This is a genomic window from Amycolatopsis sp. H20-H5, from assembly GCF_035828755.1.
Taxonomy (GTDB): Bacteria; Actinomycetota; Actinomycetes; order Mycobacteriales; family Pseudonocardiaceae; genus Amycolatopsis.
The window spans coordinates 1-24,535 of the sequence record NZ_JAYMZS010000082.1 but is presented as its reverse complement, the minus strand read 5'-3'; the positions used below and the strand labels follow the sequence as shown (position 1 = coordinate 24,535).

At 70.0% G+C, this 24,535-nt stretch carries 23 protein-coding genes and 1 riboswitch; of the genes, 7 read left to right on the top strand and 16 right to left on the bottom strand.

Annotated features, from left to right (window positions below):
* Positions 1–31: 31 nt before the first annotated feature.
* The 3 genes from QMK34_RS33175 to QMK34_RS33165 are packed head-to-tail and all read right to left on the bottom strand — an operon-like array spanning position 32 to position 3,737.
* Positions 32–1,063, bottom strand: a complete 1,032-nt coding sequence (locus QMK34_RS33175; protein ID WP_326418613.1) for an ABC transporter ATP-binding protein — start codon at positions 1,061–1,063, stop codon at positions 32–34.
* On the bottom strand, positions 1,063–2,697 hold the full coding sequence (locus QMK34_RS33170) for an ABC transporter permease (RefSeq protein ID WP_442785264.1): 1,635 nt from the start codon (positions 2,695–2,697) through the stop codon (positions 1,063–1,065). Before QMK34_RS33170 ends, QMK34_RS33175 begins: the two co-directional genes overlap by 1 nt.
* Positions 2,673–3,737 carry a thiamine ABC transporter substrate-binding protein gene (locus tag QMK34_RS33165; RefSeq protein ID WP_326418612.1) on the bottom strand — a complete coding sequence of 355 codons (1,065 nt, stop codon included), beginning with the start codon at positions 3,735–3,737 and terminating at the stop codon, positions 2,673–2,675. Before QMK34_RS33165 ends, QMK34_RS33170 begins: the two co-directional genes overlap by 25 nt.
* Positions 3,738–3,760: 23 nt before the next feature.
* A riboswitch (TPP riboswitch) is annotated at positions 3,761–3,871 on the bottom strand.
* 32 nt (positions 3,872–3,903) lie between these two features.
* Between QMK34_RS33165 and QMK34_RS33160 the strand changes: the two genes are divergently transcribed.
* Positions 3,904–4,197 (top strand): 4a-hydroxytetrahydrobiopterin dehydratase, encoded by a 294-nt coding sequence (locus tag QMK34_RS33160; RefSeq protein WP_326418611.1) that lies wholly within the window; start codon positions 3,904–3,906, stop codon positions 4,195–4,197.
* A gap of 747 nt (positions 4,198–4,944) precedes the next feature.
* On the opposite strand, the gene QMK34_RS33155 is transcribed toward QMK34_RS33160, so the two are convergent.
* A complete protein-coding gene (locus QMK34_RS33155) occupies positions 4,945–5,442 on the bottom strand; it encodes a MarR family transcriptional regulator (protein ID WP_326418610.1) in 498 nt (165 codons plus the stop codon).
* 298 nt (positions 5,443–5,740) lie between these two features.
* Between QMK34_RS33155 and QMK34_RS33150 the strand changes: the two genes are divergently transcribed.
* On the top strand, positions 5,741–6,679 hold the full coding sequence (locus tag QMK34_RS33150) for a hypothetical protein (RefSeq protein ID WP_326418609.1): 939 nt from the start codon (positions 5,741–5,743) through the stop codon (positions 6,677–6,679).
* 41 nt (positions 6,680–6,720) lie between these two features.
* On the opposite strand, the gene QMK34_RS33145 is transcribed toward QMK34_RS33150, so the two are convergent.
* Both QMK34_RS33145 and QMK34_RS33140 read right to left on the bottom strand, forming a co-directional pair.
* Entirely contained in the window at positions 6,721–7,548 is an 828-nt protein-coding gene (locus QMK34_RS33145; protein WP_326418608.1) for a hypothetical protein, read from the bottom strand.
* A gap of 10 nt (positions 7,549–7,558) precedes the next feature.
* Positions 7,559–8,236 carry a papain-like cysteine protease family protein gene (locus tag QMK34_RS33140; RefSeq protein ID WP_326418607.1) on the bottom strand — a complete coding sequence of 226 codons (678 nt, stop codon included), beginning with the start codon at positions 8,234–8,236 and terminating at the stop codon, positions 7,559–7,561.
* Between the two features lie 412 nt (positions 8,237–8,648).
* Between QMK34_RS33140 and QMK34_RS33135 the strand changes: the two genes are divergently transcribed.
* From QMK34_RS33135 to QMK34_RS33125, 3 genes are all read left to right on the top strand, one after another.
* A complete protein-coding gene (locus QMK34_RS33135; protein ID WP_326418606.1) occupies positions 8,649–9,422 on the top strand; it encodes an RNA ligase family protein in 774 nt (257 codons plus the stop codon).
* Between the two features lie 102 nt (positions 9,423–9,524).
* A complete protein-coding gene (locus QMK34_RS33130) occupies positions 9,525–10,433 on the top strand; it encodes a hypothetical protein (protein ID WP_326418605.1) in 909 nt (302 codons plus the stop codon).
* 44 nt (positions 10,434–10,477) lie between these two features.
* Positions 10,478–10,939 (top strand): SRPBCC family protein, encoded by a 462-nt coding sequence (locus QMK34_RS33125; RefSeq protein ID WP_326418604.1) that lies wholly within the window; start codon positions 10,478–10,480, stop codon positions 10,937–10,939.
* Positions 10,940–10,952: 13 nt separating this feature from the next.
* Here QMK34_RS33125 and QMK34_RS33120 read toward each other — a convergent pair whose 3' ends face one another.
* From QMK34_RS33120 to QMK34_RS33080, 9 genes are all read right to left on the bottom strand, one after another.
* Positions 10,953–11,738 carry an ABC transporter ATP-binding protein gene (locus QMK34_RS33120; protein WP_326418603.1) on the bottom strand — a complete coding sequence of 262 codons (786 nt, stop codon included), beginning with the start codon at positions 11,736–11,738 and terminating at the stop codon, positions 10,953–10,955.
* On the bottom strand, positions 11,735–12,787 hold the full coding sequence (locus QMK34_RS33115; RefSeq protein ID WP_442785263.1) for a FecCD family ABC transporter permease: 1,053 nt from the start codon (positions 12,785–12,787) through the stop codon (positions 11,735–11,737). Before QMK34_RS33115 ends, QMK34_RS33120 begins: the two co-directional genes overlap by 4 nt.
* The gene (locus QMK34_RS33110) at positions 12,777–13,724 is read right to left on the bottom strand and encodes an ABC transporter substrate-binding protein (RefSeq protein ID WP_326418602.1); all 948 of its coding nucleotides are present in this window, start codon (positions 13,722–13,724) and stop codon (positions 12,777–12,779) included. The genes QMK34_RS33115 and QMK34_RS33110 overlap by 11 nt, the downstream gene beginning before the upstream one ends.
* Positions 13,725–13,934: 210 nt before the next feature.
* Complete coding sequence (locus QMK34_RS33105) at positions 13,935–14,846, bottom strand: phosphatase PAP2 family protein (RefSeq protein ID WP_326418601.1); 912 nt, start codon at positions 14,844–14,846, stop codon at positions 13,935–13,937.
* 7 nt (positions 14,847–14,853) lie between these two features.
* Positions 14,854–15,735: an NAD-dependent protein deacetylase gene (locus tag QMK34_RS33100; RefSeq protein ID WP_326418600.1), complete on the bottom strand. Its 882-nt coding sequence runs from the start codon at positions 15,733–15,735 to the stop codon at positions 14,854–14,856.
* A gap of 15 nt (positions 15,736–15,750) precedes the next feature.
* Positions 15,751–16,962, bottom strand: a complete 1,212-nt coding sequence (locus tag QMK34_RS33095; RefSeq protein ID WP_326418599.1) for a serine hydrolase domain-containing protein — start codon at positions 16,960–16,962, stop codon at positions 15,751–15,753.
* Positions 16,963–17,126: 164 nt separating this feature from the next.
* Complete coding sequence (gene glgC / locus QMK34_RS33090) at positions 17,127–18,344, bottom strand: glucose-1-phosphate adenylyltransferase (protein ID WP_326418598.1); 1,218 nt, start codon at positions 18,342–18,344, stop codon at positions 17,127–17,129.
* On the bottom strand, positions 18,341–19,495 hold the full coding sequence (gene glgA / locus QMK34_RS33085) for a glycogen synthase (RefSeq protein ID WP_326418597.1): 1,155 nt from the start codon (positions 19,493–19,495) through the stop codon (positions 18,341–18,343). Before glgA ends, glgC begins: the two co-directional genes overlap by 4 nt.
* Positions 19,496–19,594: 99 nt before the next feature.
* Positions 19,595–21,397 (bottom strand): glycoside hydrolase family 76 protein, encoded by a 1,803-nt coding sequence (locus QMK34_RS33080; protein WP_326418596.1) that lies wholly within the window; start codon positions 21,395–21,397, stop codon positions 19,595–19,597.
* Between the two features lie 173 nt (positions 21,398–21,570).
* Between QMK34_RS33080 and QMK34_RS33075 the strand changes: the two genes are divergently transcribed.
* Together QMK34_RS33075 and QMK34_RS33070 are read left to right on the top strand one after the other, a co-directional pair.
* Positions 21,571–21,849, top strand: a complete 279-nt coding sequence (locus tag QMK34_RS33075; protein WP_326418595.1) for a hypothetical protein — start codon at positions 21,571–21,573, stop codon at positions 21,847–21,849.
* Position 21,850: 1 nt separating this feature from the next.
* On the top strand, positions 21,851–22,201 hold the full coding sequence (locus QMK34_RS33070) for a nuclear transport factor 2 family protein (protein ID WP_326418594.1): 351 nt from the start codon (positions 21,851–21,853) through the stop codon (positions 22,199–22,201).
* 57 nt (positions 22,202–22,258) lie between these two features.
* Here QMK34_RS33070 and QMK34_RS33065 read toward each other — a convergent pair whose 3' ends face one another.
* Positions 22,259–24,277 (bottom strand): glycoside hydrolase family 31 protein, encoded by a 2,019-nt coding sequence (locus QMK34_RS33065; RefSeq protein ID WP_326418592.1) that lies wholly within the window; start codon positions 24,275–24,277, stop codon positions 22,259–22,261.
* Positions 24,278–24,535: the final 258 nt, after the last annotated feature.

Genomic DNA, 24,535 nt, shown 5'->3' with positions numbered 1-24,535 from the left:
GTTAGACGCCACAAACGCGGCCTCGACGGCGTCAGCCGACCACGGCGACGCCGTCGGGGTCCAGCGTGAGGCGGACCACGTCGCCGGGCCGGACGTCGGCCGCGACCGGCGCCACAGCATCCACAATGGACATAGCGGACACTGTGGATACGGCGCCGTCCAGGGAGACCACGAGCCGCAGGTGGTCGCGCCGGTGCACCACGGCGGTGACCTCGCCCGCGATCCCGGACGCCGCCACGCACACGGCGTGCGGCCGCAGCCCGAGCCGCACCGGCCCGTCGCCGACCTCCGCCAGCCGGACCTCCCCCAGCGCGGTCGACACCACCCCGCCGGAAGCGACGCCGTCGACGAGCGTCGTCACACCGAGGAACCGGGCGACGTCCTCGTCCGCCGGATGCCGCCACACCCGCCGCACGGCGCCCTCCTGCCGGATCTCCCCGGCGTCCAGCACCGCGACCCGGTCGGCGAGGGTGAACGCCTCCTCCTGATCGTGCGTCACCAGCAGTGCGGTGATCTTGCTGCGCCGCAACAACTCCGCGAGGTCGATGGCGAGCTGTTCGCGCAGCCCGGCGTCCAAACCGGACAGTGGCTCGTCGAGTAGCAGCAGGCGCGGCTCCGGAGCCAGCGCGCGAGCCAGCGCGACCCGCTGCGCCTGCCCGCCGGACAGCTCGGTCACCCGGCGACGCTCGTAGCCCGCCAGCCCGACCAGGTCGAGCAGCCGCTCGACCCGCTCGGCGTGCTCGGCGCGGGGCACCCCGTGCATCCGGAGCCCGAAAGCGATGTTCGCGGCGACGTCGCGATGCGGGAACAGCTGCCCGTCCTGGAACACGAGCCCGAACCCGCGGCGGTGCACCGCCGTCCCGGCGAGGTCCTCGCCGTCCCAGCGGACCGTGCCACCGGTCGTCGGCTCCAGGCCGGTGATCGCGCGCAACAGCGTCGACTTACCCGAGCCGGACGGGCCGAGCAGCGCCAGCACCTCGCCGTCGGCGATGTCCAGGCTCGCGTCGCGCACCGCCGCGAACGATCCATAGTGGACGGACAGATCCCGCACCGACAACGACACTAGAACTCCCCTACCGAGCTGTGCCCGCGCACGGACCCGAACCGGTCGATCAGCGCGACGGCCACCACGGTGACGATCATCAGCATCGCGCAGGCCGCGTAGGCCATCTGGTTGTTGAGCGCACCCGGCCGGGAAATCAGCGTCGCGACGGCCACCGGCAACGTCGGCGTGTCCGGCCTGGCCAGGAAACTCGTCGCGCCGAACTCGCCGAGCGCGACCACGTACCCGAACCCGGCGGCGGCCACCAGCGAACGCGCTGTGAGCGGCAGGTCGATCTCCCGCCACACCCGCGCGGGACCGGCCCCGAGCGTCGACGCGGCCTGCCGCAGCCGGACGTCGACCGAGCGCAGCACCGGCAGCACCATCCGCACCACCAGCGGGATGATCACCAGCGCCTGCGCCAGCGGCACCAGCAGCGGCGACGTCCGCAGGTCGCCGGGCAGCGCGTCGAGCGTCACCAGGTAACCGAAGCCGACGGTCACCGCGGAGACCCCGAGCGGCAGCATCAGCGCGACGTCCATCGTCTCGCCCATCCCCCGCGCGAGCCGCCCCGGCGTGCGCCGCAACGCGACCAGCACCACGGAAGCGAGCACGCCGACGACCATCGCGAGCAACGTGGCGTCGGTCGCGGTGCGCAGCGAGATCATCGCCGCGTCCCAGCCGGAAACCTGCAGCGCACCGCGCGTGCCATGCCCGGCGAGCGCCCGGTAGCCCGCGAAACTCCAACCGTCCTCAGTGGACACTGACTCGAGCAGCAGCGCGACGATTGGCGTCATCAGCAGCGCCAGCACGGCATATCCGGCGGAGGCGACCCACCACTCGCCACCCTTCGGGCGCCGCGCGGTCTCGTGGTGCGAACGTAGCCGCACAGCGTTCTCCCGGCGTCGCCTGGCCAGCGCCCCGACCGCGAGCGCGCCCAGCACCGCCGCGAACTGGACCAGTGAGAGCGCGGCCGCCCCGGACAGGTCGAGCAGATCGACCGTACGCAGGTAGATCTCGGTCTCCAACGTCCGGAACCGCGAGCCGCCGAGGATCAGCACCACCCCGAAACTCGTGGCGCAGAACAGAAAGACCACCGCGGCGGCCGAAGCGATCGCGGGCGCCAGAGCGGGCAGCGTCACCGAACGGAACGCCCGCCACGGCGAAGCACCCAGCGCCCGCGCGGCCTCCGCTGCCCGGGGGTCGAGGTGCGACCACAGCCCGGACACGGTCCGCGCGACGACGGCGACGTTGAAGAAAGCGTTGGCGAGGATCAGCGGGAAGATCCCGCCGTCCGGCCAGAGCGCCCGGAACGCCAGCCCGACCACCACCGTGGGCAGCACGAACGGCACCAGCACCAGCGTGCGGACCAGGCCGACGCCGGGCAGGCGCACCCTGGCCAGCAGGAACGCCACCGGGATCCCGGCGAGCACAGCGATCAGCGTCGAGCCAGCCGCGGTCGCGACGGTGAACCAGGCCAGCCGCCAGGTCTCCGGGTCGGCCACGGCCGTGCCGACGCCGCCCGCCGAAAACCCGCGGCCGACGATCGCGACCACGGGCCAGGCGAAGAACACGGCCAGGAAACCGACCGGGAGCAGCGCGAGCAGCGCCAAGCCGGTTCCCCGGGTGTTCAGCCTTCCAGCAGTGAACGCCACTGGCCGATCCACTGTTCACGGCCTGCCTGCACCTTGTCCGCCGCCAGCGACGCGGGCTGCGGGGGCAGGGGCGCCGCGGCGGCCCAGCCCGCGGGCAGCTCGACACCCTGGCGAGCCGGGTACACGTACATGTTCGACGGCACGGTGACCTGGAACTGCTGCGAGAGCAGGAAGTCCACCACCTTGCGGGCGTTCTCGGCCTGCTTGCCGCCCGCCAGCACCCCGGCGTACTCGACCTGGCGGTAGCAGGTGCTCGCGATCGCCTTCGTCCGCGGCTTGCCGTCGTCACCGATCTCGGCGGCGGGCGAAGACGCGTACGAAACGACGATCGGCTTCGTCCCCTTGCCGGAGGAACCGGAGAAGTCCTTGGTGTAGGCCTCTTCCCAGCCGCTGACCGTCTTGACGCCGTTGGCCTTGAGCTTGGTCCAGTAGCCCTGCCAGCCCTGTTCGCCGTACTTCGCGACCGTCCCGAGCAGGAACGCGAGCCCCGGCGAGGACGTCGCCGGGCTCTCCACGACCGTCAGGTCCTTGTACTTCGGGTCGGCCAGGTCGTCGTAGGACGCCGGAGCGGCGAGCCCCTTCGTGGCGAAGTAGCCGGTGTCGACGTTGACACACACGTCGCCGAGGTCGACCGCGGACAGCCGGTGCTCGGGATCGATGGAGTAACGCTGGGGCCCGCGATCGGCCTCCGGGCTGGTGTAGGACTCGAACACGCCTTCGGTGAGCGCACGGGAGGCGAACGTCGAGTCGACGCCGTAAGCGACGTCCCCGATCGGGTTGGCCTTGGTGAGCACCAGCTTGTTGGTCAGCGCACCGGCGTCACCCTGCTTGAGCACGGTGATCTTGATCCCGGACTGCTTCTCGAACGCGTCGAGCACCTCTTGCGGCGCGGCCCACGAGTCGTGCGTCACCAGCGTGACGGCCTTGCCTGCCTGCGTGTCACCACCCGAGGCGCCACCGAGCGAGCAACTCGCGGCCAGGACGCCTGCCAGGCCCAACGCCGCCGCCGTGCGTACGTCACGCAGAGCGCTGCGTTTCATTTACCCTCCTGCTCTCACGGAACAGGGAGGGGATGAAGCCTCCCTGCGCCGGCATGATCCGGGATCAGGTGCGAACGGTCGCGGGACCTACCCCGCCTCTCAGCCCAGCGCACCGGACTCCCGTGGCAACCGTGCAGCGTAGCCGACGAAGGATCACCATGGAGTGATGGCGGAACTCTTGAGTGACTCACAGGCGGACGAAGCAGTGGCGAAGCTGTCCGGATGGACCCGGGGCGGCAAGGAGATCGAACGGACAGCGGAGCTGCCGAGCTTCCCGAAAGCGATCGAGGTGGTCGGCAAGGTCGCGGAACTGGCCGAGGCGGCCGACCACCATCCGGACATCGACATCCGCTGGCGGACCTTGACCTTCCGGCTGAGCACCCACTCGGCAGGCGGCCTCACCCCGAAGGACTTCCAGCTGGCCGCGCGGATCGACGAGGTGCTCAGCGCGGCGCGCTGACCGATCACCGCAGGTGGTCAGGGTTGTGACGGCCACAACCCTGGCCACACCAACGCGCTCACCGGACGTCTTCCGATCAGGAAGACAATCGGAAGAGGCACAAAATGACTCAGGCCATCGTGGTCGGCGGCACGGCTTTCGCAGGGATGATCACGGCCGGGGGCGCGGTGCTGTGGTTCACCGTGCGCGGGCGCCGTCACTCGAGTTGACTAACGCGTTTCACCTGGTCAGACTAGTATCAGTGTGAGTTCACTCACACTGGCGCGACCATGCTAACGACGAGGTGGTCGCGGGCGCTGTTTCTTGCGGAAGTATCGCTTCGGCCCCTTGGGAACCCCTCATGAACAACATGCCCGTCGCCAGCCTCACCGCCACCCAGCGCGCCATGGTCACCGCACTGGCCACCGCCGTCACCCTGCTCGCGATCATCGCGCTGGGCCTCCTCGGCTGACGCGCCTCACACCGCACCCGCACCTCGTGCTCGACTGCCCCTGAAGGCCACCTTCACAGCGTTTTACGCCGTGAAGGTGGCCTTCAGGGACCTGGCAACACGAGCTAGCCCGTGGCGCTGATGCTGTCGGCCTCGATGGTGAGGATCAGGCGAACCTGCCATGTCCGGGGTCTCCTGTCGAATCGTTCACGTCCGCGTGGTCACTCAACCAGCACGCCCGCGGCCCGGCCGCACGGGACAGCGATCTCGGGCATCCGGGAGCCCTTCCCGCTTTACGTTGGCGATGCCGACCCCGGCTAGTCGCCCGCCAGCTCGTCGGTGGCGTGCTGGCCCGCGTCGGCCGTCAGGCGCAGGAAAGCGGCGATGAGATTCAGCTCCTCCCTGGTGTAGCCGTCGCAGATCCGGTCCATCGCGGAGTTCATGCCGGAGTAGATCCGGAACAGCTCGGCATTGCGGTCGCTCACGGCCCGGACGGTGATCGCCCGCCGGTCCGTCGCCTCCGGATGGCGCTCCCGGACCACCCAGCCACCCTGCTGGAGCCGGTCGAGGATGCCGGTCACGGTGGCGGGATGCAGGTCGGCCAGCCGGGCCAGCCCACTCGGGCTGAGCGGACCGTGCCGGGAGATCAGCTCGAGGCAGTCCAGGTCGATGTCCTTCACCTGAAGATGCGCGCCCACCTGGCGATTGAGCAGTGAAAACGAGATGCGCAACTCGCGCAGCCCCTCCTTCACGGCCGCGGCCGACCGTGCCCGGAGCCGCCCGTCGCCCGGCTCGCCGACTGGTACGGAATCCATATGATATGCTCCTCGTATTATCCGAGTTTCAGGGTCAACGGTAACCCACCGCCCGGCCCGCGCGGCCCGTCCATCGTCGAAGGAGTCGGCATGATCGTGAGCACCGAAGCGAAAGTGATGCGGCACTGTCCATTCCGGTCACCGGATTTCCCGGTTTCTCCTGCCTCGGCGATGAACAGCGCCGGATCAAGCTGGACAGCAGGCCTGCTGATTTCTGGCGCTCGCTCTATTCTCAGGATCAGCGCGCGCTGCCGGACCCGGCTCCGCGCCGGCGTCGAGGCGGCAGGAGGTGGTCAGCGTGTCCGGGAACGACCTGTCCAGCGAGCTGGCACACGCGGTCCGCTTCGGTCCCTTCCACTACGCGTTGTCCGAGGCGATCAAGTGCCGTGGCCTGTCGTTGTCCCGGCTGCGGGCGCATCTCGCCTCGCAGGGCATCGCGATCGGGCAGTCGACCCTGAGCTACTGGCAGCGTGGGCTGCGTCATCCGGAGCTGCCGCGGGCGGTGGCCACCGTGCACGCCCTGGAACAGGTGCTCCGCCTGCCGAAGGATTCGCTCGTGGTCCTGATCGGGCCCCGGCGGAGCTCGGCCGAGCAGCCCCCTGGCCGCGTCACGTTCGCCGAGCTCACGGACACCTGGCTGGCGACGACGGCCCTGCTGTCCGAGTTCGACGCGTATCCCGAGAGCCGCTGCAATCGCGACCTCGAAATGCTGTCGGTGCTCGACACAGTCCACATCGGACTGGACGGCGAGCTGGCGAGCATCACCGCGCGGACGGTGGTGCGGGCGAGGGCGTTCGGGGCGGAGCGGTTCATCGCCGTGCACCAGGCCGACCCGGGCAGCGACATGGACGCGGTGGCGGTGACAGCGCTGGACGGCTGCCGCATCGGCCGGGTGCGCAGGCAGCAGTCGTCCGCCGGGGTCGTCTTCGAGTTGCTGTTCGACCACCGGCTCGCCGAGGGCGAGACACACGTGATGACGTTCAATTCGAGCGGCGGGGCGTCGGGGAACAGCCCCGGCTACCTGCGGACACTCCGCGAACCGGTGCACGTGTACCTGCTACAGCTGGTCTTCGATCCCGCCCGGCTGCCGGTGCGCTGCACCCGGCGCCTGCGCAAACGCGAGAACGGGGAGACACTGGAAAGCGAGACCCTCCACTGTGGAGCGGGCGGAGTGATCAACGCGTACTTCTCGAGTGTCGGCCCGGGCATCGCCGGTGTCGACATCGAGTGGGACTGAGCCGGTCACACGGCCCGTCACACAGCCGGTCGAACAGGCCGTCAAACAGCGGGATCGCCCACTGCCGGACGGAGCCGCCTTCTGTTGCGCGCCACCAGGATAACGATCCCGGCCAGTACCGCCAGCGTCGCGGCGCCGATCCCGAGGTAGGCGCCGGTGTGGTCGGCAGCAGCGGCCACCGGGGGCGGTTTCTGGGCGAAGCCGAGCGAGCCGTTCTTCTGGTAGGCCGAGCCCGGCAGCTTGTCGGCGTACCGGTCGTGGACCTCACGCTGGTAGTCCGCGAGCGGGAGGAACTGGCCGACGGGGGTCTGCGGGAGGCTGGCCTGCAGCAGGCGCACACCCTGGCCGGTGAGCTCGTACCAGCCGTTGATCTGCGGTTCGCCCAGCAGCACGGCGCCGGGCGAAAGCTTTCCGGCGAGGGTCTGTTCGTAGTTGTCGGAAAGCACGCTGCTGACGGTCCACGTCCGCGTGGGATCGGCCGGGTCGAGAGTGGCCTGCATCGTGGCGACGCGGCCGTCCGGAGCGGTGACCGGCACGGCGACGTAGTCGACGATCCCAGCCGGGACGCCGGGGACGCCGCGAACGAAGTCGGGGTTGAGGACGTAGGCGACAACACCCGACCCGGCGACGGCGAGCGTCGCCGGGTCAGGCTGTCCGTTCTGCCGGAAGTTGGTCTTCGCGTAGCTGAGAGCACCGGGGGCGTGTGCGGCGGCCACGGCTTTCGTCAGCTCGGCGGGTGGCAGCGGCTGAACCTGCGCGGGGGTGTCAGCCGTCGCCATGGCGGGTGTGGAGAGGAACATGGAGAAAAACATGGAGAGAAACGCCGCCGCCAGGACGGTGAAGACCGTTCGACTTCCGGACTTGATCATCAGAAAATACTCATCCCTGGCTGATGTCGACGACGGTGTCCGCCCAAGTGAACCTGCTGTTACGCAGGTAGTTGTTGTACGTCGACGTCTGGTAGCGCTGGTAGGTCGGCCACGGGTCGCCCAGCTTCAGCGTCGAGTTCGAGCTGTCGTAGCCGTAGATGACCTCGGCGTGACCGCCGCCGGAGGTCCAGTAGATGCCGGTCAGCGCCGGGTTGCCGTTGTCGATCTGACTCTGCACGGCCTGCCAGGAAATGGAACCGTTCGCACTGGTGGCGTTGAACCCCGTGCCCTGGAAGCCACGGACGATCTCGTCGATCTCCGCCGGCTGGTTCGGGCAGTCACCTGCCTGGACGCCCTTGCCCGCGCCGCAGAACTCGTCCTGTGTGGTCCCCGCGCCGTGAAACTGCTCGATGCTGGAACCGTCTGCCGCCCAGCACCACTCATCGTTCTGCTGCACCTGCTGGGTGTAGTTCAGCTCCTTCGCGCCGCCGATCCCCGCCGAGACGGCGCCGACCCGCTGGCCGGAGTTGTCCCGCACCTGATGCGTCACCACCAGGCCGCCGGGCGTGGCGCCCGGGTCTTGCGTGGTCTGCGCGCCGGCCATCGGGGCCGCGACGGCGGACGCGAACAGCGCGGCACCACAGATGATGCCGGCGCGAAGCGCGGTCCTGCTGGTTTGACGATTCACGGATGGCTCCTTCGTACGTGCAAGACAGGGGTGTCCCGGAATTGCCCGGACCTGCAGATCCGCCATTCCCGACCCGCAAACCGTGCCGCAGAGAGTTATTACCCGACCACGGCCGATAGTAGGTTCACGAACGTTTCCGTGATCGTTCACGACGGCCACCTGGCCACCGGCGAGGCCGTGAACTGCCGAAACAGTGTGAAATCGAGCAGTGGGCAAGCACTCACCCGGAACGTTCACACGTCAGCGAGTCACCCCCGAAAGCCGGCGGACGCTCATCCGGCCGCCAGATTCAACGCGAATGTTCGTATATCGGTGACATGCCTTGCCGAATCGTGTTCGCGGCGAAACCCCGTTGACCCGGCCCGGCCGATCTTCGAGAATCGGCCCACCGCCCGAACCGAGGATGGCTGAGATGACCTTCGACGTGCGCACCGTGGATCTGGGTGTGCTGAACTCCCTGACCAAGTATCCGTCGATCCCGACCTACCACGCCCTCGACGCCACGAACGGCGGGCTGCTGGAGGAATGCGCCGGGTTCGACGGCCCGGTCATCGGCACCGAGAAGGTCGACGGCACCAACGCGCGGATCATCTCCCTGCCGGACGGCACCTTCCTGCTCGGCAGCCGCGAAGAACTGCTGTACGCCAAGGGCGATCTCATCGGCAATCCGGCGCAGGGCATCGTCTCGGCGCTGCGCCCGGTGGCGGAAGCGCTTGCCCCGGTCGGCCACGACGTCGTCCGGGTGCACTACTTCGAGGTCTACGGCGGCAAGATCACCGCCGCGGCGAAGCAGTACACCGGCGAGCGCGCCGTGGGCCTGCGGTTGTTCGACGTCGCGGTGCTGTCCGACTACGCCGAGAAGCTGACCTGGCCGCCGGTCAAGGTTTCGACCTGGCGGGAGGACGGCGGCCAGCGCTACCTCACCGAGCCGGAACTGCGGGAAACCGCCGAACGGGACGGCTTGGAGCTGACCCCGAAGCTGTTCACGCTCGAGCCCGGCGTCCTGCCGAGTGCCATCCAGGAGATGAGCGAGTTCCTCACCGAACGGCTGCCCCGCACGCTCAGCGCGCTCGACGGCGCGGCGGGCGGGCGGGCCGAGGGCATCGTCCTGCGCACGCCTGATCGCGCGACGATCGCGAAGGCGCGTTTCCAGGACTACGAACGCACCCTGAAGCGCCGCCGCTGACGCCGGTGCCCGGCTTGTCCTGTTCTGTCAGTGACTGTCCGGGCACCGCGCGTTAACGTCGTTCCGGTCGGCACCACGAGCCGGGACAAAGGTGGGGCGATCATGCGGAAACTGCTGTCTCTTGCCGCCGCGATACTGCTCACGATGACGGTCCCCGGCGCCGCGGACACGGCGTCGGCGAGCGGCACGGCACTCACTCCCCCACCGGCGAACTGGCAGGAGCACTGGTTCGAGCACAACCAGAACCTCCGGCGGATCGCCTACAACGACACCGTCGCGCTGTACTTCGACAACGATGTCGACCCGAACGCGCAGAGCTGGGCGCTGCCGTACCTGACCAGCATGTGGCAGTACGCGCAGCGCACCTACGGCAATTCCGGCAACCGGATGACCTCGGACCGGCTCTACTCGATCCACCACGAGGGCAAGTACTTCGGCGGCCACCCGTCGACGGTCTACGACGCTTCGCACGATTACCGCAACGTCAGCGACGTCGGCGGCCAGGGCTGGAACACGCCGCAGTACGAGGTCGCCACCCACGAGACCGGGCACATCGTCGAGTCCATCGCGGCGGGCAAGCACGGCTCCCCCGCGTTCGGCCTGTGGGGTGACAGCAAGTGGATGGAGTTCTACATCTACGACGTCTACACCTCGCTGGGCATGACCACCGAGGCCGAGTCCTTCTACGACCGCATGATGGCCGCCGACCACGTCGACAGCTTCCCGCGGGCCGGCACCCACTGGTTCCGGGACTGGTTCTACCCGCTGTGGCGCGATCACGGCCACGCCCAGGTGATGGTGCGGTTCTTCGCCCTGCTGGGCCAGTACTTCCCGGCCAGCGGCCAGGATTTCGCCCGGTCGATGAACTGGGGCGAGTTCGTTCACTTCATGAGCGGCGCCGCGGGCGTGAACCTGCGGGGATTGGCGACCACTGCCTTCGGCTGGCCGTCCACTTGGGACACTCAGTTCCAGCAGGCCAGGCGCGACTTTCCGCAGATCACCTATCCCTGACCGCGCCGGGGTGCCCGTCACCCGGTCGTGGCAGGCTGGCCATCATGACGACTGAACGTTTCGAGGTACAGCGCGAGATCGCGGCGCCGCCCGCCAAGGTTTTCGCGCTGCTGTGCGATCCTCAGGGACACGTGACGATCGACAGCTCCGGCATGCTGCAGTCCGCCGAGGGCGCACCGGTGACCAAGGTGGGCGACGAGTTCGTCGTGCACATGGACCGGGAGTCGCTCAACGACATCCCGATGGGCAAGTACGACGTCACGGTGATCATCAGCCGATTCGAGCAGGACGCCCTGCTCGAATGGACGATCTCCGGCACGGTCCAGCCGCCGATCAAGCACCTCTACGGCTACCGGCTCGAGCCGAGCGAAACGGGCACGCTGCTCACCAGTTACTACGACTGGAGCCAGATCGAGCAGCGCTACCGCGAGTCGGGCATCTTCCCGGTCATCCCCGAGGCCGGTCTGCGCGCGACCCTCGGCATCGTGGCCCGCAACGTCGAGTAGGCCCGCACCCGGCTCAATGAGCGGGGTCCGGCCTCGTCGGCGCGACCACGATCTCGCCGCGCGAGGTGGACACCACGTCCACCTCGGCGGCGTAGTGCTGGTGCACGAGTTCGCGGGTGAGCACCTGCGCGGGGGTCCCGGACGCCGCCACCCTGCCGCCGTCCAGCAGCAGCAACCGGTCCGCGTACTGCGCGGCGAACGTCAGGTCGTGCAGGGTGGCGACCACCGTGGTGCCGTCCTCCTTGCGCAGGCGGTCCACCAGCTCCAGCAGCACCTGCGCGTGCCCAATGTCGAGCCCGGTGGTCGGTTCGTCGAGCAGCAGCAGTCCCGACTCCTGGGCCAGCACCCGCGCGAGCACCGCGCGCTGACGCTCGCCGCCCGAAAGCGTGTACAGCCGCCTCCCTGCCAGCGCGCCGAGATCCAGCCGGTCGAGCACCCGCGCGACGATCCGCAGGTCACGGCGGCCTTCCCTGGCCAGCAGGCCAAGGTGCGGCGTCCGGCCCAGCAGTACGTAGTCGGTGACCGAAAGCCCTTCGGGCACCTGCGGGACCTGGGGGGCGTAGCCGATCAACCGTGCCCGCTCGCGAGCGGGCAGGCTCCGGGTCGCGCGGCCGCCGAGCAGGATCTCGCCCTCGTGCGGCAGGATCCCGGCCATCGCCTTCAGCAACGTCGACTTGCCCGCGCCGTTGGGGCCGATGATGCTCAGCCAGCCGCCTTCCGGCGCGGCGACGTCCACCCCGCGAACGGCGAACGCGCCCGGATAACCCGCGCCGACCCCGCGCAGCACCAGCCCGGTCATCGCAGCTTGCCGCGGTTGCGGCGCAGCACCAGCACGAAGAACGGCGCGCCGGTGAACGCGGTGATCACGCCCAGCGGCAACTCAGCCGGTGCGATCACGGTCCGCGCGATCTGGTCGGCGATCACCAGGAAGACCGCGCCGCCGATCAGCGAAAGCGGCACCACCACCCGATAGCTCGCCCCCGCCAGCAGCCGCACGACGTGCGGGACGACGATCCCGACGAACCCGATCAGCCCGCTGACCGACACCGCGGCGGCCGTCGCCAGCGAGGCCGCGCCCAGCACCAGCAGCCGTACCCGGCCCGGCCGGATGCCCAGCGAGCCCGCCTCGTCATCGCCCAGCGCGAGCACGTCCAGCAGCCGGGAACACAGGCAGAGCACGATCGACGCGGGCACGATGTAGGGCAGCGTGATCAGCACGTCCTGCCAGCCCGACGTGTTCAGGCCGCCCAGCATCCAGGTGTAGACCTGTTTGATGCTCTCGGTGTCGAGCTGCTGCACGAAGGTCTGCACCGAGGTGAGGAACGCCGCGACGGCGACCCCTGCCAGCAGCAGGATCGCGGTTCCGGCGCCGCTCGCGGAGCGGCCGAGCGCCCAGGTCAGGCTCACGCCCAACAGGGCGCCGGCGAAGGCGGCGAGCGGGATCGGGCCGATGAGCCAGTCCCGGGTGTCCGGTGCGAACACGACGGCGAGCGTCGCGCCGAGCCCCGCGCCCGCCGCCGCGCCCAGTAGGTACGGGTCGGCGAGCGGGTTGCGGAAAACGCCCTGGTAGGCGGCGCCCGAGGAGGCGAGCGCCGCGCCGACGAGGCAGGCGAGCACCACCCGCGGGACCCGCAGCTGCCACAGGATGTCGGCGTCTCGCTGGTCGAGCGGGGAGGTGGCGCCGCTCAGCTGTGCCCAGAGTTCGCCGAGCACGTTGGTCCAGCCGAGGTCGGCCGCGCCGACGCAGACGGCCGCGACGAGCACGACCGCCAGCACCCCCGTGGCAACGGCGAGCCTTCCCGGCGTGAGCCGGGTGGTACCGGTTCGCGCGTGCTTGTCAGCTGCCACTGGGTGCGGCCGCCTTGGTCACCGCTGCGGCGACCACCTTGGCGAAGTCGAGCAGGCGCGGGCCCCACCGCGACGCGACGTCGTCGTCCAGCGCCACGACGTTGCCCGTCTTGACCGCGCTGATCGCCACCCACCCGGGCCGCTTGGCCGCGACGGCCGGGTCCTGCGCGCAGCACTTGGTGTCGGCCAGGAAGACGAGCTTGGGGTCCGCCTTGACCACCGCTTCGGCGGACAGCTGCGGGTAACCGCTGGGCGAGGGCGCACTGTCGGCGACGTTGGCCAGCCCGAACAGGCCGTACACCTGGCCGACGAACGTCTTCGAGTTCGCGGAGTAGTAGTCCTGGCTGAGCTCGTGGTAGTAGGTCAGCGGGGTGGCGGGCTTGGGTGTGCCCGCGGCCAGTTTGCCCAGCTCGTCCTTGAGTCCGGTGACCAGTTTCGTGGAGGAATCGGCCTGCCCGGTCGCCTTGCCCAGCGCGGTCATCTGCCCGTAGGCGTCGTCCAGCGTCTTCGCCGAGGGCAGCACCAAGGTCTGGATCCGCAGCTTCCCGAGTCCGGCGACGAGGTTTCCGGTGTCGGCCGACGCCACCACCAGATCGGGTTTGTACGCCGCGATCGCCTCCACGTTCGGCGTCAGGCCCGACAGGGTCGTGTGCGGCGCGGCCTGCGGATAGGTGGACTGGTCGTCGACCGCGACCACCTGCTTGCCCGCGCCGATCGCGAACAGCGTCTCGGTGCTGGTCGGGCTCAGCGAGATGATCCGGCCCGGCTGGTGGTCCAGCGTCAGCGGCGCGCCGCCCGGCACGTCCACCCGCACGGGAAACCCGCTGGTGGCGCTGGACGACGGGGCCTGCTCCGGCGCCCGGCCGGCACAGCCGGTGAGGACGGAGAGCGAGAGCAACAGCACCGGCAGGGCGAACCGGACGCGAGCGCGGGACATCGTGGACCTCTGGTCTTCTCACCCGGCGCAGGGAGGACGACGCCCATCGCGCCGTGAGGCTCCCGGGACGCGCTACCCCTGCACCGGAGGCGGATGGCGTCGACGCGGCAAAGACGATCTGGCTCGGCACAGCCGGAGCCGGGCCTCACAGTTGCGGCACAGCGCCGGATTCGCACCGGACTTCGCTCCTGCCACGTCGTCGCGACGCTATCACGCGGCCGGGCGCACAACCTGTCGACAAGTCGCCGGGGCGAGCAGGGTGACGAACGCGACCACGGCCAGCGTGCTGACCGTGGTCGCGATCGCGCCCGCGGCCTGGAACAGCGCGAACTCGTACTCGTGCCGCGTCCGGCCCGCGTCGTGCGTCATCGAGGCGACGGCCGGGCCCACGGCGTTCGCCACCGTCCAGAGCCCGTAGCCGAGCAGTGGGGCGAGCGCGAGCCAGACGGAAAGCAGCCACCGAGGAGCGGCCCCGGGATCAGCGCGCCGGACGAGCATCAGCCCCGAACTGGCGACGCCCAGAGCGAGCAGGTTCCCGCCGAGGGTGTCGCTGAGCCGGTGCCAGCCGACGGTCATGGTCATCTCGGCGACACCGACGACGAGCACGGAACCGGCGAGCGCGACGCCGCCGCGCCACGCGTGCGGGACGACGATCAGCAGCCCGAGCAGCGCCGCCATCACCATCGCGACGTGGCCGCTCGGGAAGCTATTGTCCGGGTTCGCCGGGTCGTCGACGAGCGTCGGCCGGGTGAACACCCAGTTCACCAGCAGGCGGTCGAGCAACGCCGTCACCACGAGCGTCCCCGCGCCGACGACCGCGAGCGCCGGACGTCGGCGTAGCAGGCCGACGGCCAGGATGAGGACGACCACGGCGGCCATGGCGTACTCGGTGACGTAGGCCAGCCAGGACCTGGCGCGGAGCACGGGCGGGGTGTCGAGCACGGCGGGAGCGCCCTGGAGGACGTCGAATTCGAACGCCTGACCGCCGCGTGTCCGGACGAACAGCAAGTAGACGGCGAGGAATCCCGCGGCGCAGACGGCGGCAGTCAGAACCGGGGCTCTGCTCCGCCTTCGTGCCGCTACCAGCGACTCTTCGGCGAGCAGTTCGCTCGTCTCGGACATTTGTGGATCATAACTCGCCCGGCAGCAGCGCGATGAGGTCCGTGAGGGCTTGGCCGAGCGGGAGGTCCACGCACGTGGCCGCGTACTGATCGCCGCGGGTCTCACCGTGGTTGACGATGAGGACCGGCTGCCCGGCTTTCGCGGCGTGCCGCACGAAGCGAAGGCCGGACATGACCGTCAGCGAGGAGCCGAGGACCAGCAGCGCGGCGGCGGCGTCGACCAGCCCGTAACACTGGTCGACCCGCGCCCGGGGCACGTTCTCGCCGAAGAACACGACGTCCGGTTTCAGCACACCGGCGCAGTCGGCGCACGCCACGAGGTGGAAGCCGCGCACGACCTCCTCGGCGAGCTCGACGTCGCCGTCGGGGTTGATCCGGGTGGCCTCACCCCCGAAATCGGGGTTCGCCGACCGCAGCCGCCGGTCCAGCTCCTCCCGAGCGCTGGTCCGGCGGCAGTCAAGGCAGACGACCCGGTCGAGGCTGCCGTGCAGTTCGACGGCGTCGGAGGTGCCCGCGGCCTGGTGCAGCCCGTCGACGTTCTGGGTGATGACCCCGGAGAGGTAGCCCCTGGCGTGCAGCTCGGCCACCGCCCGGTGGCCGTCGTTCGGGGTGGCGCGGGCGATCGTCCGCCAGCCGAGATGGCTGCGGGCCCAGTACCGGCGGCGGCCGTCCTCGCTGCCGGTGAACTCGGCGTACGTCATCGGCGTGTGCCGCCGCAGGCTGCCCGCCTCGCCGCGGTAGTCGGGGATGCCGGACTCGGTCGACAGCCCGGCCCCGCTCAGCACCACGACCCGGCGCTCGCCGACGACGCGGACGACGTCGGCGAGGCTGGTCGTCCTCGGGGCGGGCTCCCCGGTCGACGTCCAGGTGAGCGTCGGTCGTGTCCGCACGGAAACCAGCCTACGTCAGCCGACGGGCGGGTTCTTCGGAGCAGCCGCGGCGGCCGCGGCGATCCGCTGGACGATCACCGGCTGGCCTTCGCTGCTCTTGGTGGTGGCGTTGACGGAGTAGGCGAGTTTGCGCTGCAGGTCGCGGGTCGCGAAGACGCCGCTGGAGTAGCCGTAGCGGCTGCCGGTCTTGCCCCAGACCGTGACGCCGCCGACCTCGATCCGCATCAGGCCCTGGCTGTAGTAGGCCTTGCCGCTGCCGCCGAACATCGAGACCTCCGGGATGGTGAACAGCCGCTTCATCATCGCCGGGCCGAGCAGCCTGCCGCGGAACAGGCCGGTGATGAACCGGTCGAGGTCGGCCGCGGTCGAGACGAGACTGCCCGCGGACCACGGGATCGACTGGTTCATCTCGGTGACATCGGCCAGTACGCCGTTCGTTTTGGTGATGTACCCGTTCGAGTGGGGGTTCGGCAGGTGCGTGTCGTCGCCCGGCTCGTAGGTCCGCGACATCCCGAGCGGCCGGGCGATCCGGTCGCGCACGGCGTGGCCGTACGAGTCGCCGGTGACCTTCTCGATGAGCAACCCGGCGAGGACGTAGCTGGTGTTGGTGTACTTCTGGGCGGTGCCCGGCGGGTAGTCCATCGGGTGGGCGGTCGCCGTGGCCAGCACCTGGGCCGGGCTCCAGTGCTCGTAGCGGTGTTCGATCACCTGGTCCGGATCGGCGAGCCAGGGGAGGTCGACACTCGGCAGGCCTGAGGTGTGGTCGAGCAGGGTGCGGACGGGGATCGGCGGGTAGCTCGCGGGCAGGACGCCCGGCAGGTACCGCTGCACGGGCTGGTCGAGGTCGAGCCGGTGTTCCTGCGCGAGCTGGAGCACGACCACGGCGGTGAACGCCTTGGTCGTGCTGCCGATCCGGACGTAGCTGTCGGGGTCGACCGGCGCGTGGGTGGTGATGTCGGAGTACCCGGCGGTCCCGCTCCAGTCACCCGCCGAACCGGTGACGCGGACCAGCGCGCCGGTCGTGTCCTTGTCGGGCAGTTCGGAGATCGCCTCGGTCAGCGCCGCGACGTTCGGCGGCGGGAGCTTGGGGCATTCGGTGGCGCCCGACGGCGGGGCGACCGGGCAGGTGGCGGGGTCCAGTGGCGGGCAAGCGGCGGAGGCGGTGGCCGGGACCGCGGCGAGCGTCAGTGCTGCGGCGGCGAGGAAGGCGATGGCTGTTTTTCTCATGCCGAGAGCCTGTCGGCCCGCGGTCGTCTTGCCATCCAGGAAAAGCCCTGTCCCCGGATCTCCGGGCTCGTCCCCCGCACGAGGGACGAGCGGGCTTTGGGCGACTGCGCCGCGAAGGGAACATTCGGGGCGTCCAGGTCCCTGAAGGTGGCCTTCAGGGGCAGTCAGATCGCGCGTTCGCCCTTGCCGAGCACGACGATCCCGGCGTCGCTCACGTGGTAGTGCTGCCGGTCGCGCGCGAGGTCGACGCCGATGTGCGCGCCAGGGGGCACCACGACGTTCTTGTCCAGGATCGCGCGGCGCACGACGGCTCCCGCGCCGACCCTCGCGCCGTCGAGCAGGACGGAACCCTGCACCACGGCGCCGTTCTCGACGATGACGTCCGGCGACAGCACCGTGTCCACGACCTGCGCGCCCGAGATGATGCAGCCGGGGCTGATGATCGACTGCGTCGCCGTGCCGCCCTCGACGAACTTCGCCGCCGCGCGCTGGCCGGGATGGGCGAGGATCGGCCATTTCCGGTTGTACAGGTTGAAGATCGGATACGTCGAGATCAGGTCGGTGTGCGCGTCGTAGTAACTGTCGATGGTGCCGACGTCGCGCCAGTACCCGTGGTCGCGCTCGGTCTCGCCCGGCACGACGTTGGTGGTGAAGTCGTACACCGCGGCCTCGCCGGAGTTGACCAGCGCCGGGATGATGTCGCGGCCCATGTCGTGGTGCGAGCCGGGGTTGGTGGAGTCCGCGTGCAGCGCGTCCAGCATCACCTGGGTGGTGAACACGTAGTTGCCCATGGACACGTAGGACTCTTCCGGCGAGTCGGGCAGGCCGGGCGGGTCGGCGGGTTTTTCCAGGAAGGCGTCGATCTTCACGCCGTCGCTCGTCTGGATGACCCCGAACGAGCTCGCTTCGTCACGCTTGACGCGGATCCCGGCCACGGTCACGCCCGCGCCGGACGCGATGTGCGCGTCGATCATCTGCCGGGGGTCCATCCGGTAGATGTTGTCCGCGCCGAACACCGCGATGTACGCGGGCGACTCGTCGTAGACCAGGTTGAGGCTCTGGTGGATCGCGTCGGCGCTGCCCTGGAACCACCGCGGGCCCAGCCGCTGCTGCGCGGGCACCGGCGTCACGTACTCGCCGGTGAGCGAGGACAGCCGCCAGGTCGTGCTGATGTGCCTGTCGAGCGAGTGCGACTTGTACTGCGTGAGCACGCAGATCCGCCGGACGCCGCCGTGCACCAGGTTCGACAGCACGAAGTCGAGCAGCCGGTGCACCCCGCCGAACGGGACCGCCGGTTTCGCGCGGTCGGCGGTCAGCGGCATCAGCCGTTTGCCCTCGCCACCGGCCAGGACGATGCCCAGCACATCGGATCCGTCGGTCACTGGGTCCTCCCGCAAGCTTCGTAGATCGCGACCGTCCGCTCGGCGATCGCCGCCCAGCCGAACTCACCGACGGCGCGTTCCCGCCCGGCGAGTCCCAGCGCGGCGGCCCGGTCCGGGTCGCCGACCAGTTCGTTGATCCGCGCCGCGAGATCCGCCTCGAAGGCGGCGGTGTCCTTCTCGTCGTAGTGGACGAGCAGTCCGGTCTTGCCGTCTTCGACGACCTCCGGGATGCCCCCGACGTCGCTCGCGACGACGGCCGTGCCGCAGGCCATCGCTTCCAGGTTGACGATGCCGAGCGGCTCGTACACCGAGGGGCAGGCGAAGACCGCCGCGTGGGTCAGCAGCTGGACGACCTCGGGCCGGGGCAGCATCTCCGGGATCCAGTGGACGCCGGTGCGGGTCTTCTCGAGCTGGGCGACCAGGCCGCGGAACTCGGCGTCGAGCTCGGGGGTGTCCGCGCCGCCCGCGCACAGGATCAGCTGGGTGCCCTCGTCGAGCGCGGCGGCGGCGCGCACGAGGTGCGGCACGCCCTTCTGCCGGGTGATGCGGCCGACGAACAGCACGTACGGCCGGTCCGGGTCGATGCCGTGGCGCGCGAGCACGTCCTTGCCGGGATCGGGCCGGTAGAGCTCGGTGTCGATGCCGTTGTGCACCACGTGGACGCGATCGGGCGACACCGCCGGGTAGGCCTCGAGGACGTCACGCCGCATCCCGCCGCTGACCGCGATGATCGCGTCGGCGGTTTCGTAGGCCTCGCGCTCGATCCACGACGAGATCCGGTAGCCGCCGCCGAGCTGCTCGGCCTTCCAGGGCCGCAGCGGTTCGAGCGAATGCGCGGTGACCACGTGCGGGACGGCGTGGTGCAGCTTCGCGAGGTGCCCGGCCAGGTTCGCGTACCAGGTGTGGCTGTGCGCGAGGTCGTGCCCTTCGAGCGCCGCCGCCATGGACACGGCGATGTCCATCGTGGCGAAAGCGGGCTGGTCGTAGCCGTGCGCGTCGGTGTGCCCGCGCGCGTCTTCACGGTCCGGGCCCCAGCAGTGGACGTCGAGTTCGACGAGTGGGCGGAGTTCTCGGGCGAGGAACTCGACGTGGACCCCGGCGCCGCCGTAGACGTCCGGCGGGTACTCCCGGGTGAGCAGGCCGACCTTCATGGCACGACCCTACGGGCAGGGACCAGCGGCGCGCAGCCTGGCGGCGGAGATCTTTTCCCGGCAGGAAGTTCCTTACGGCAAACGGGTTCACCGGCCTTCTCAGCTCGCCGCGGTGAGCGCGCCGAGAGCGCTCCCCTGGGTCCGCCAGTCGACCTGGCCGGGGCTCGTGCCCGCCCAGCGCTCGCCGATCCGGTTGAGCGGATCACGGTCGGCCACCCACAGCGTGTCGGCCTGCTTGTGCGCGAACTGCTGGTACGAAGCGGCTCCCGTCACCTGGGCGAGGTCACCCAGATAGCGCAGGAACACACCCTTGAACTGTTTCTGGTTGTCGTCGCAGCTGCGCGTGCCGGTGTCGCAGGATTCGGTCAGCACCCCGGCGCCGGTGAGCACCGGACTCGCGATGGCGGCGTCGGCCAGGCGGCGCGCCGAGTCCAGGTACCGCGGGTCCGAGGTGCCGCGCCACAGCTCGACCAGCCCGCCGACGGCGAGGCCCTGGTTGTACGTCCACACGGTCTGGCCGTTGTTCCGGCAGTCGCCGGTGAGCCCGTCGTTGACCAGCCCGGAGGCGTTGACCAGCCCGCTGCCGAGGTACCAGTCGCCCGCCGCGCGCGCCCGCTGCCCCCAGGCGGTGTCGCCGGTGGTGCGCAAGTGCAGCCCGGCCGCCAGCCTCAGGTAGAGACCACTGGTGACGGCGTTCTTGTAAGTCCGCTCGCGGTCCCACCAGACCCCGCCACCACAGGTCCCGGTGTCCCAGAACCCGCCGACGTAGTCCGCGATGGTGGTGGCTTCGGCGAGGTAACGCGGATCGCGGGTGTGGTCGTAGGCCGCCAGCCAGGCGAGCCCCCACCAAGCGGTGTCATCGATCGCCCGGCTGATGAAGTGCCCCTCGATCGGATCACCCGAACGGCCACCCGCCGGGAACACGCCGCGGTTGGCGTCGAAGGTGCGGGCGATCACCCAGTCGTAGTCCCGGGTGCCGGTCCGATCAGCGAAGTCGATCACGGCGGTGAGCGTCGCCGCCGAGTTCCACCAGCTGCTCGGCCACCAGCCCGGCGCCGGATCGTAGGACCACATCAGTGTGTCCGCCGCCGCTTTCGCCCTCGACGGCACCGGCCGCGCCCAAGCCGTGCAGCTCCCCTGCGCGTGGGTGGCTTCCCGCCCGCACGCCCGCACCGCCCCGCCATAAAGCTTCCCGCGGGGATCCCGGGTGGCGAACATCGCCGTCCGGGTGGCCTGAGCGGTCCGCCCGAGCGAGGAGCCATCGGGCCAGCTCACCCCCGCGTCCCACGAACGGTCCAGCCACACCTCGTCCCCGGGCCCGGCCCCGTCGACACTGGCCCAGGCCATGGAGTTCCCCTCCACGTGCAGCCGGATCGTCCGGCCGAACAGCGTCGTCGGCGCGACCGGCTGCACCTCACCGACCGCCCGTCCCGGGTCAGCACCGTCACAGTTCACGTCACACACCGACGGGTAAACCCAGTTGGTGCAGGCCACCGCTTGCGCGTCCCCGCAAGCCCGCAGCAGACCGCGCCGGTGGTGCGCGGGGTCGGTCAGGTTGTACATCAGCGTCCGGGTTCCGGTCCAGGTCGCGGGGATGCTTGCCTTACCCAGCAAGGGTTCCCAGGTCTTCCCGCCATCCCAGGACCGGTCGAGCCACACGGCGTCCCCGGCGGCCCCCGCGTCGATGCTCGCCCAGCCCATCCCGTCCGGATCCGAGACGTGCAGCCGCATCCGCCTGCCGTTGATCAGCTGGTCCGCCACCGGGAACGTCTCCCCCGCGGCACGGGACGGATCGAGGCGATCGCAGGACAGCGAGCACACAGCCTCAGCGGCCGACGCGACCGGCGGAGCCGCGGGGAGGAGGAGTGCGGTCAGGAGGATCAGGATGAGCGACGTCCTCACGAGGGCTCCTTACAGTCCTGGATCTTGCAGGATAAGGAGGCTCTTCGCTGAAACAGAAGGGTTCCGAGCGGTTCTGACCCGAATCGGACAACTGCCCCTGAAGGCCACCATCACGGCGTTAGACGCCGTGATGGTGGCCTTCAGGGGCACGAGTTTCGCGGCGGGAGGAGCCGGTGGGCGCGCAGCTGCCGGAGCCGCTCACGGGGCGGGCGGACGGGGTCGATCCCGAACATGAGGCGCTGCTGGCCGACTCCGTCGGGCTGGCGTTGCTCGTGGTGCTCGACACGCTGGATCCCGCCGAGCGGCTCGCGTTCGTGCTGCACGACATGTTCGCCGTGCCCTACGGCGAGATCGCGGCGCTCGGCCGACGCGTCGCGGCAGCTCGCGAGCCGGGCGCGGCGGCGGGTGCGGGGGTCGGCCGTTCCGAATGCCGATCTGACCAGGCAGCGTGAGGTGGTCGAGGCGTTTCTCGCCGCGTCGCGCGGTGGTGACTTCGACGCGCTGGTCGCCGTGCTCGATCCGGACGTGGTGCTCCGGGCGGACAGCGGGGCCGAGCCGGGGAGCGGGCCGCGGGTGGTGCGCGGGGCGAAGGCCGTCGCCGGTCAGGCTCGGGCTTTCTCCGCGCGGTCCCGGTTCACCAGGGTTGCGCTCATCGACGGCGAGGCCGGGCTCATCACGGCCCCGCGTGGACGGCTGTTCGGGGCGCTGTTGTTCAAGACCGAACGAGGAAAGGTCACCGGGATCACCGTCATCACCGATCCCGCTCGGCTCGGCGAGCTGGAACTGGCGACCCTGCCCGACTGAAAACCCGACTGAAACCCGGGCTGGTGGACGCCGGGAGCGTCCACCAGCCCGTTCGGCTCACCTGGTCAGGTCGGCGATCAGCCCGGCCGAGCCCGGCGCGCCGAGCCGGACGAACATCGGCGTCGTGTCGAGCGGCGCCGGGTAGTCGTGCAGTGTGCGGCCGCCGGGCAGGACACGCTTGGTGTGCGCGTCGAACCAGAGGCCCTCGGGCAGGACGACGTCGCGGGCGGTGCCCTCGGTGATCACCGGGGCGGCCAGCAGAGCGGGGCCGAGCAACCACTCGTCGTCGATCGTGTCGAACCGGTGGTCGCGGGGGAAGTCGAAGAACACCGGGCGCATGATCGGCGAACCGTCCGCGACCGCTTGGCGCACCTGGGTTTTGAGGTACCCGGCCAGTTTCGCGTGGGTCGCCACCGCGCCGGAGTACAGCTTCGCCGTGTCCGCCGGGTAGGTCACCGTCTTGCCGCTGGTGGTGTCGATCGTCCGCACCGGCGAGGTCGACGAGTACATCAGCGGCATCAGCGAGGCCGCCTGCGCCCAGCGCACCAGCAGCTCGCGCGAAGGCGGCGGTTCGCTGTTCGAGCCGCCGATCATGTCGGTCTCGACGAACGGGTAGCCGTTGGCGGAGATGGCCGTCGAGCGGCGCAGGGAGGTGCGCAGCCCGTCCCAGCTCGTGTCCGCGTCGACCGCCCTGGTGACGAAGCCGTAGCGCTGGTTCCCCCAGTGCGTGCGGATGCCCACGCCCTGCTGGTCGAACGCGTCGACCATGTCGGCGCCGAGTTTCTGGTAGTCGCGCGGGGTGAGGCCGTTCGAGGTGGCGCAGCTGTCGTCGAAGAACCGGGTGTCGAACTTGAACCCGTCGACGCCGTACTTCGCCATCAGCGCGCGCAGGTTCGCTGTGTACCAGTCACGGGCCTTGGCGTTGCCGAGGTCGATGATGCCCGCGGTGCCGTTCCACCACTTCACCGTGCAGGGCTGCGCGGTGTTTCCCTTGGCGCGCAACAGGTATCCCTGGTCGCGGGCGTAGGCGTAGTTGGCGGAGTCGAGGTTCACCCAGAACGTCGTCCACAGCCCGAACCGCTGGCCCATCCCGTGGATGGTGTCGACCATCTTCTTCGGGTCCGGGAACGTCTTCGCGTCGAAGGTCATGTTCCCGTAGTTCGACTCCCACTTGTCGTCGAGCTGCACGGTGTGACCCGCGACGTTCGCGGTCTTCAGCTCCCGCGCCCACTGCAGGACCTTGTCCTGGTCGATGTTCCGGTAGTACTGCGCCCACGAATTCCACAGTGGACTGGCGTACTCGGCGTCGGTGGCGTCGCTCTTCTCCACCTTGCCGACCTCGCCGAGGTAGTCGTCGTACACCCCGCGGCGGCTGGACTCGACGAACACCGTGCTCGCGTACTCGGTCGCGCCGGTCACCGTGAGGTCCGCGCGCCCGTTCGCCAGCGCGACCTTCATCGGCTGCGCGGTGCGCACGTACACCCCGATCGACTTCGAGGTGTAGAAGTACGGCTCCTGCATCATGTAGCTGGCCGGGGAGAACCCCGGCTCGTCCACCGCTCCCGCCGAGAGCGGGTACGGCTGCGCCTTGCCCTCGCTGGTCTCGCCGCCGCCGTACCAGTGCCCGGACGCGGCCAGTTCGAAGTGGGTCGCGCGCTCGCCCGCCGGTTCGCCCGCGACCGACCAGTTCAGCTCGAACCGGTCCGCCCGCGGGGTCAGCCGCAGGGTCACCGGCTTGCCCGTGGTGCTGTCCGCCTCGGCGACCAGCGTGCCGTTCCGCAGCGAAACGGACCGGACCCGGGTGGCCACGCCACCGCCGAAGGTGAACGCGTCGGGCGCGGTGCGCAGCAGCGGTTCACCGCCGCGCGAAGCACTCACGCCGAGCTTCGTGGTGTCGATGCGCAGCTGGTAGCCGGGGGCGTCGCCGCTGCGGGGGACCGAGAGCGACGCGGCGGTGGACGTCTGGATCAACCCCGATGGGGTGGCGGACGCGGGCGCCGCGAAGGTGCCGGTGAGCATCAGCCCCGCGGCCGCGCACAACAGCGGGCGAGGGAGTCGGGCTGGCCGGAAGTGCACATGAGCCTCCGAAAGTGCGAGAATCTGATCATTACTGCCGTTAATCGCGCAGGAGTAAGCAGAACGCGCCAAGGGGGAGGTTGTCAAGGGCCACCGGTGGTCAGCCGGAAACGAACAGCGGGTCCCGCCTTAGCTTGTTGTTTAACCTGTTTGGTTCGTTGCGTTTGTGGCTCTTGTGTCCGTTTTGGGGTTCTTTCCGACGTGGCATACGACAGCGCGGTGGGTGTTTCGTGAGCCTGGTGGGCGGCCTGGGCCTGG

Excerpts from the sequence above, each read along its gene's own strand:
- QMK34_RS33130 (WP_326418605.1), top strand. The coding sequence starts at position 9,525 with ATGCGGAAACTGCTGTCTCTTGCCGCCGCGATACTGCTCACGATGACG.
- QMK34_RS33165 (WP_326418612.1), bottom strand. The coding sequence starts at position 3,737 with ATGAAACGCAGCGCTCTGCGTGACGTACGCACGGCGGCGGCGTTGGGC.
- QMK34_RS33155 (WP_326418610.1), bottom strand. The coding sequence starts at position 5,442 with ATGGATTCCGTACCAGTCGGCGAGCCGGGCGACGGGCGGCTCCGGGCA.
- QMK34_RS33125 (WP_326418604.1), top strand. The coding sequence starts at position 10,478 with ATGACGACTGAACGTTTCGAGGTACAGCGCGAGATCGCGGCGCCGCCC.
- QMK34_RS33095 (WP_326418599.1), bottom strand. The coding sequence starts at position 16,962 with ATGAGAAAAACAGCCATCGCCTTCCTCGCCGCCGCAGCACTGACGCTC.
- QMK34_RS33160 (WP_326418611.1), top strand. The coding sequence starts at position 3,904 with ATGGCGGAACTCTTGAGTGACTCACAGGCGGACGAAGCAGTGGCGAAG.
- QMK34_RS33145 (WP_326418608.1), bottom strand. The coding sequence starts at position 7,548 with ATGATCAAGTCCGGAAGTCGAACGGTCTTCACCGTCCTGGCGGCGGCG.
- QMK34_RS33110 (WP_326418602.1), bottom strand. The coding sequence starts at position 13,724 with ATGTCCCGCGCTCGCGTCCGGTTCGCCCTGCCGGTGCTGTTGCTCTCG.
- QMK34_RS33105 (WP_326418601.1), bottom strand. The coding sequence starts at position 14,846 with ATGTCCGAGACGAGCGAACTGCTCGCCGAAGAGTCGCTGGTAGCGGCA.
- QMK34_RS33135 (WP_326418606.1), top strand. The coding sequence starts at position 8,649 with ATGACCTTCGACGTGCGCACCGTGGATCTGGGTGTGCTGAACTCCCTG.
- glgA (WP_326418597.1), bottom strand. The coding sequence starts at position 19,495 with ATGAAGGTCGGCCTGCTCACCCGGGAGTACCCGCCGGACGTCTACGGC.
- QMK34_RS33120 (WP_326418603.1), bottom strand. The coding sequence starts at position 11,738 with ATGACCGGGCTGGTGCTGCGCGGGGTCGGCGCGGGTTATCCGGGCGCG.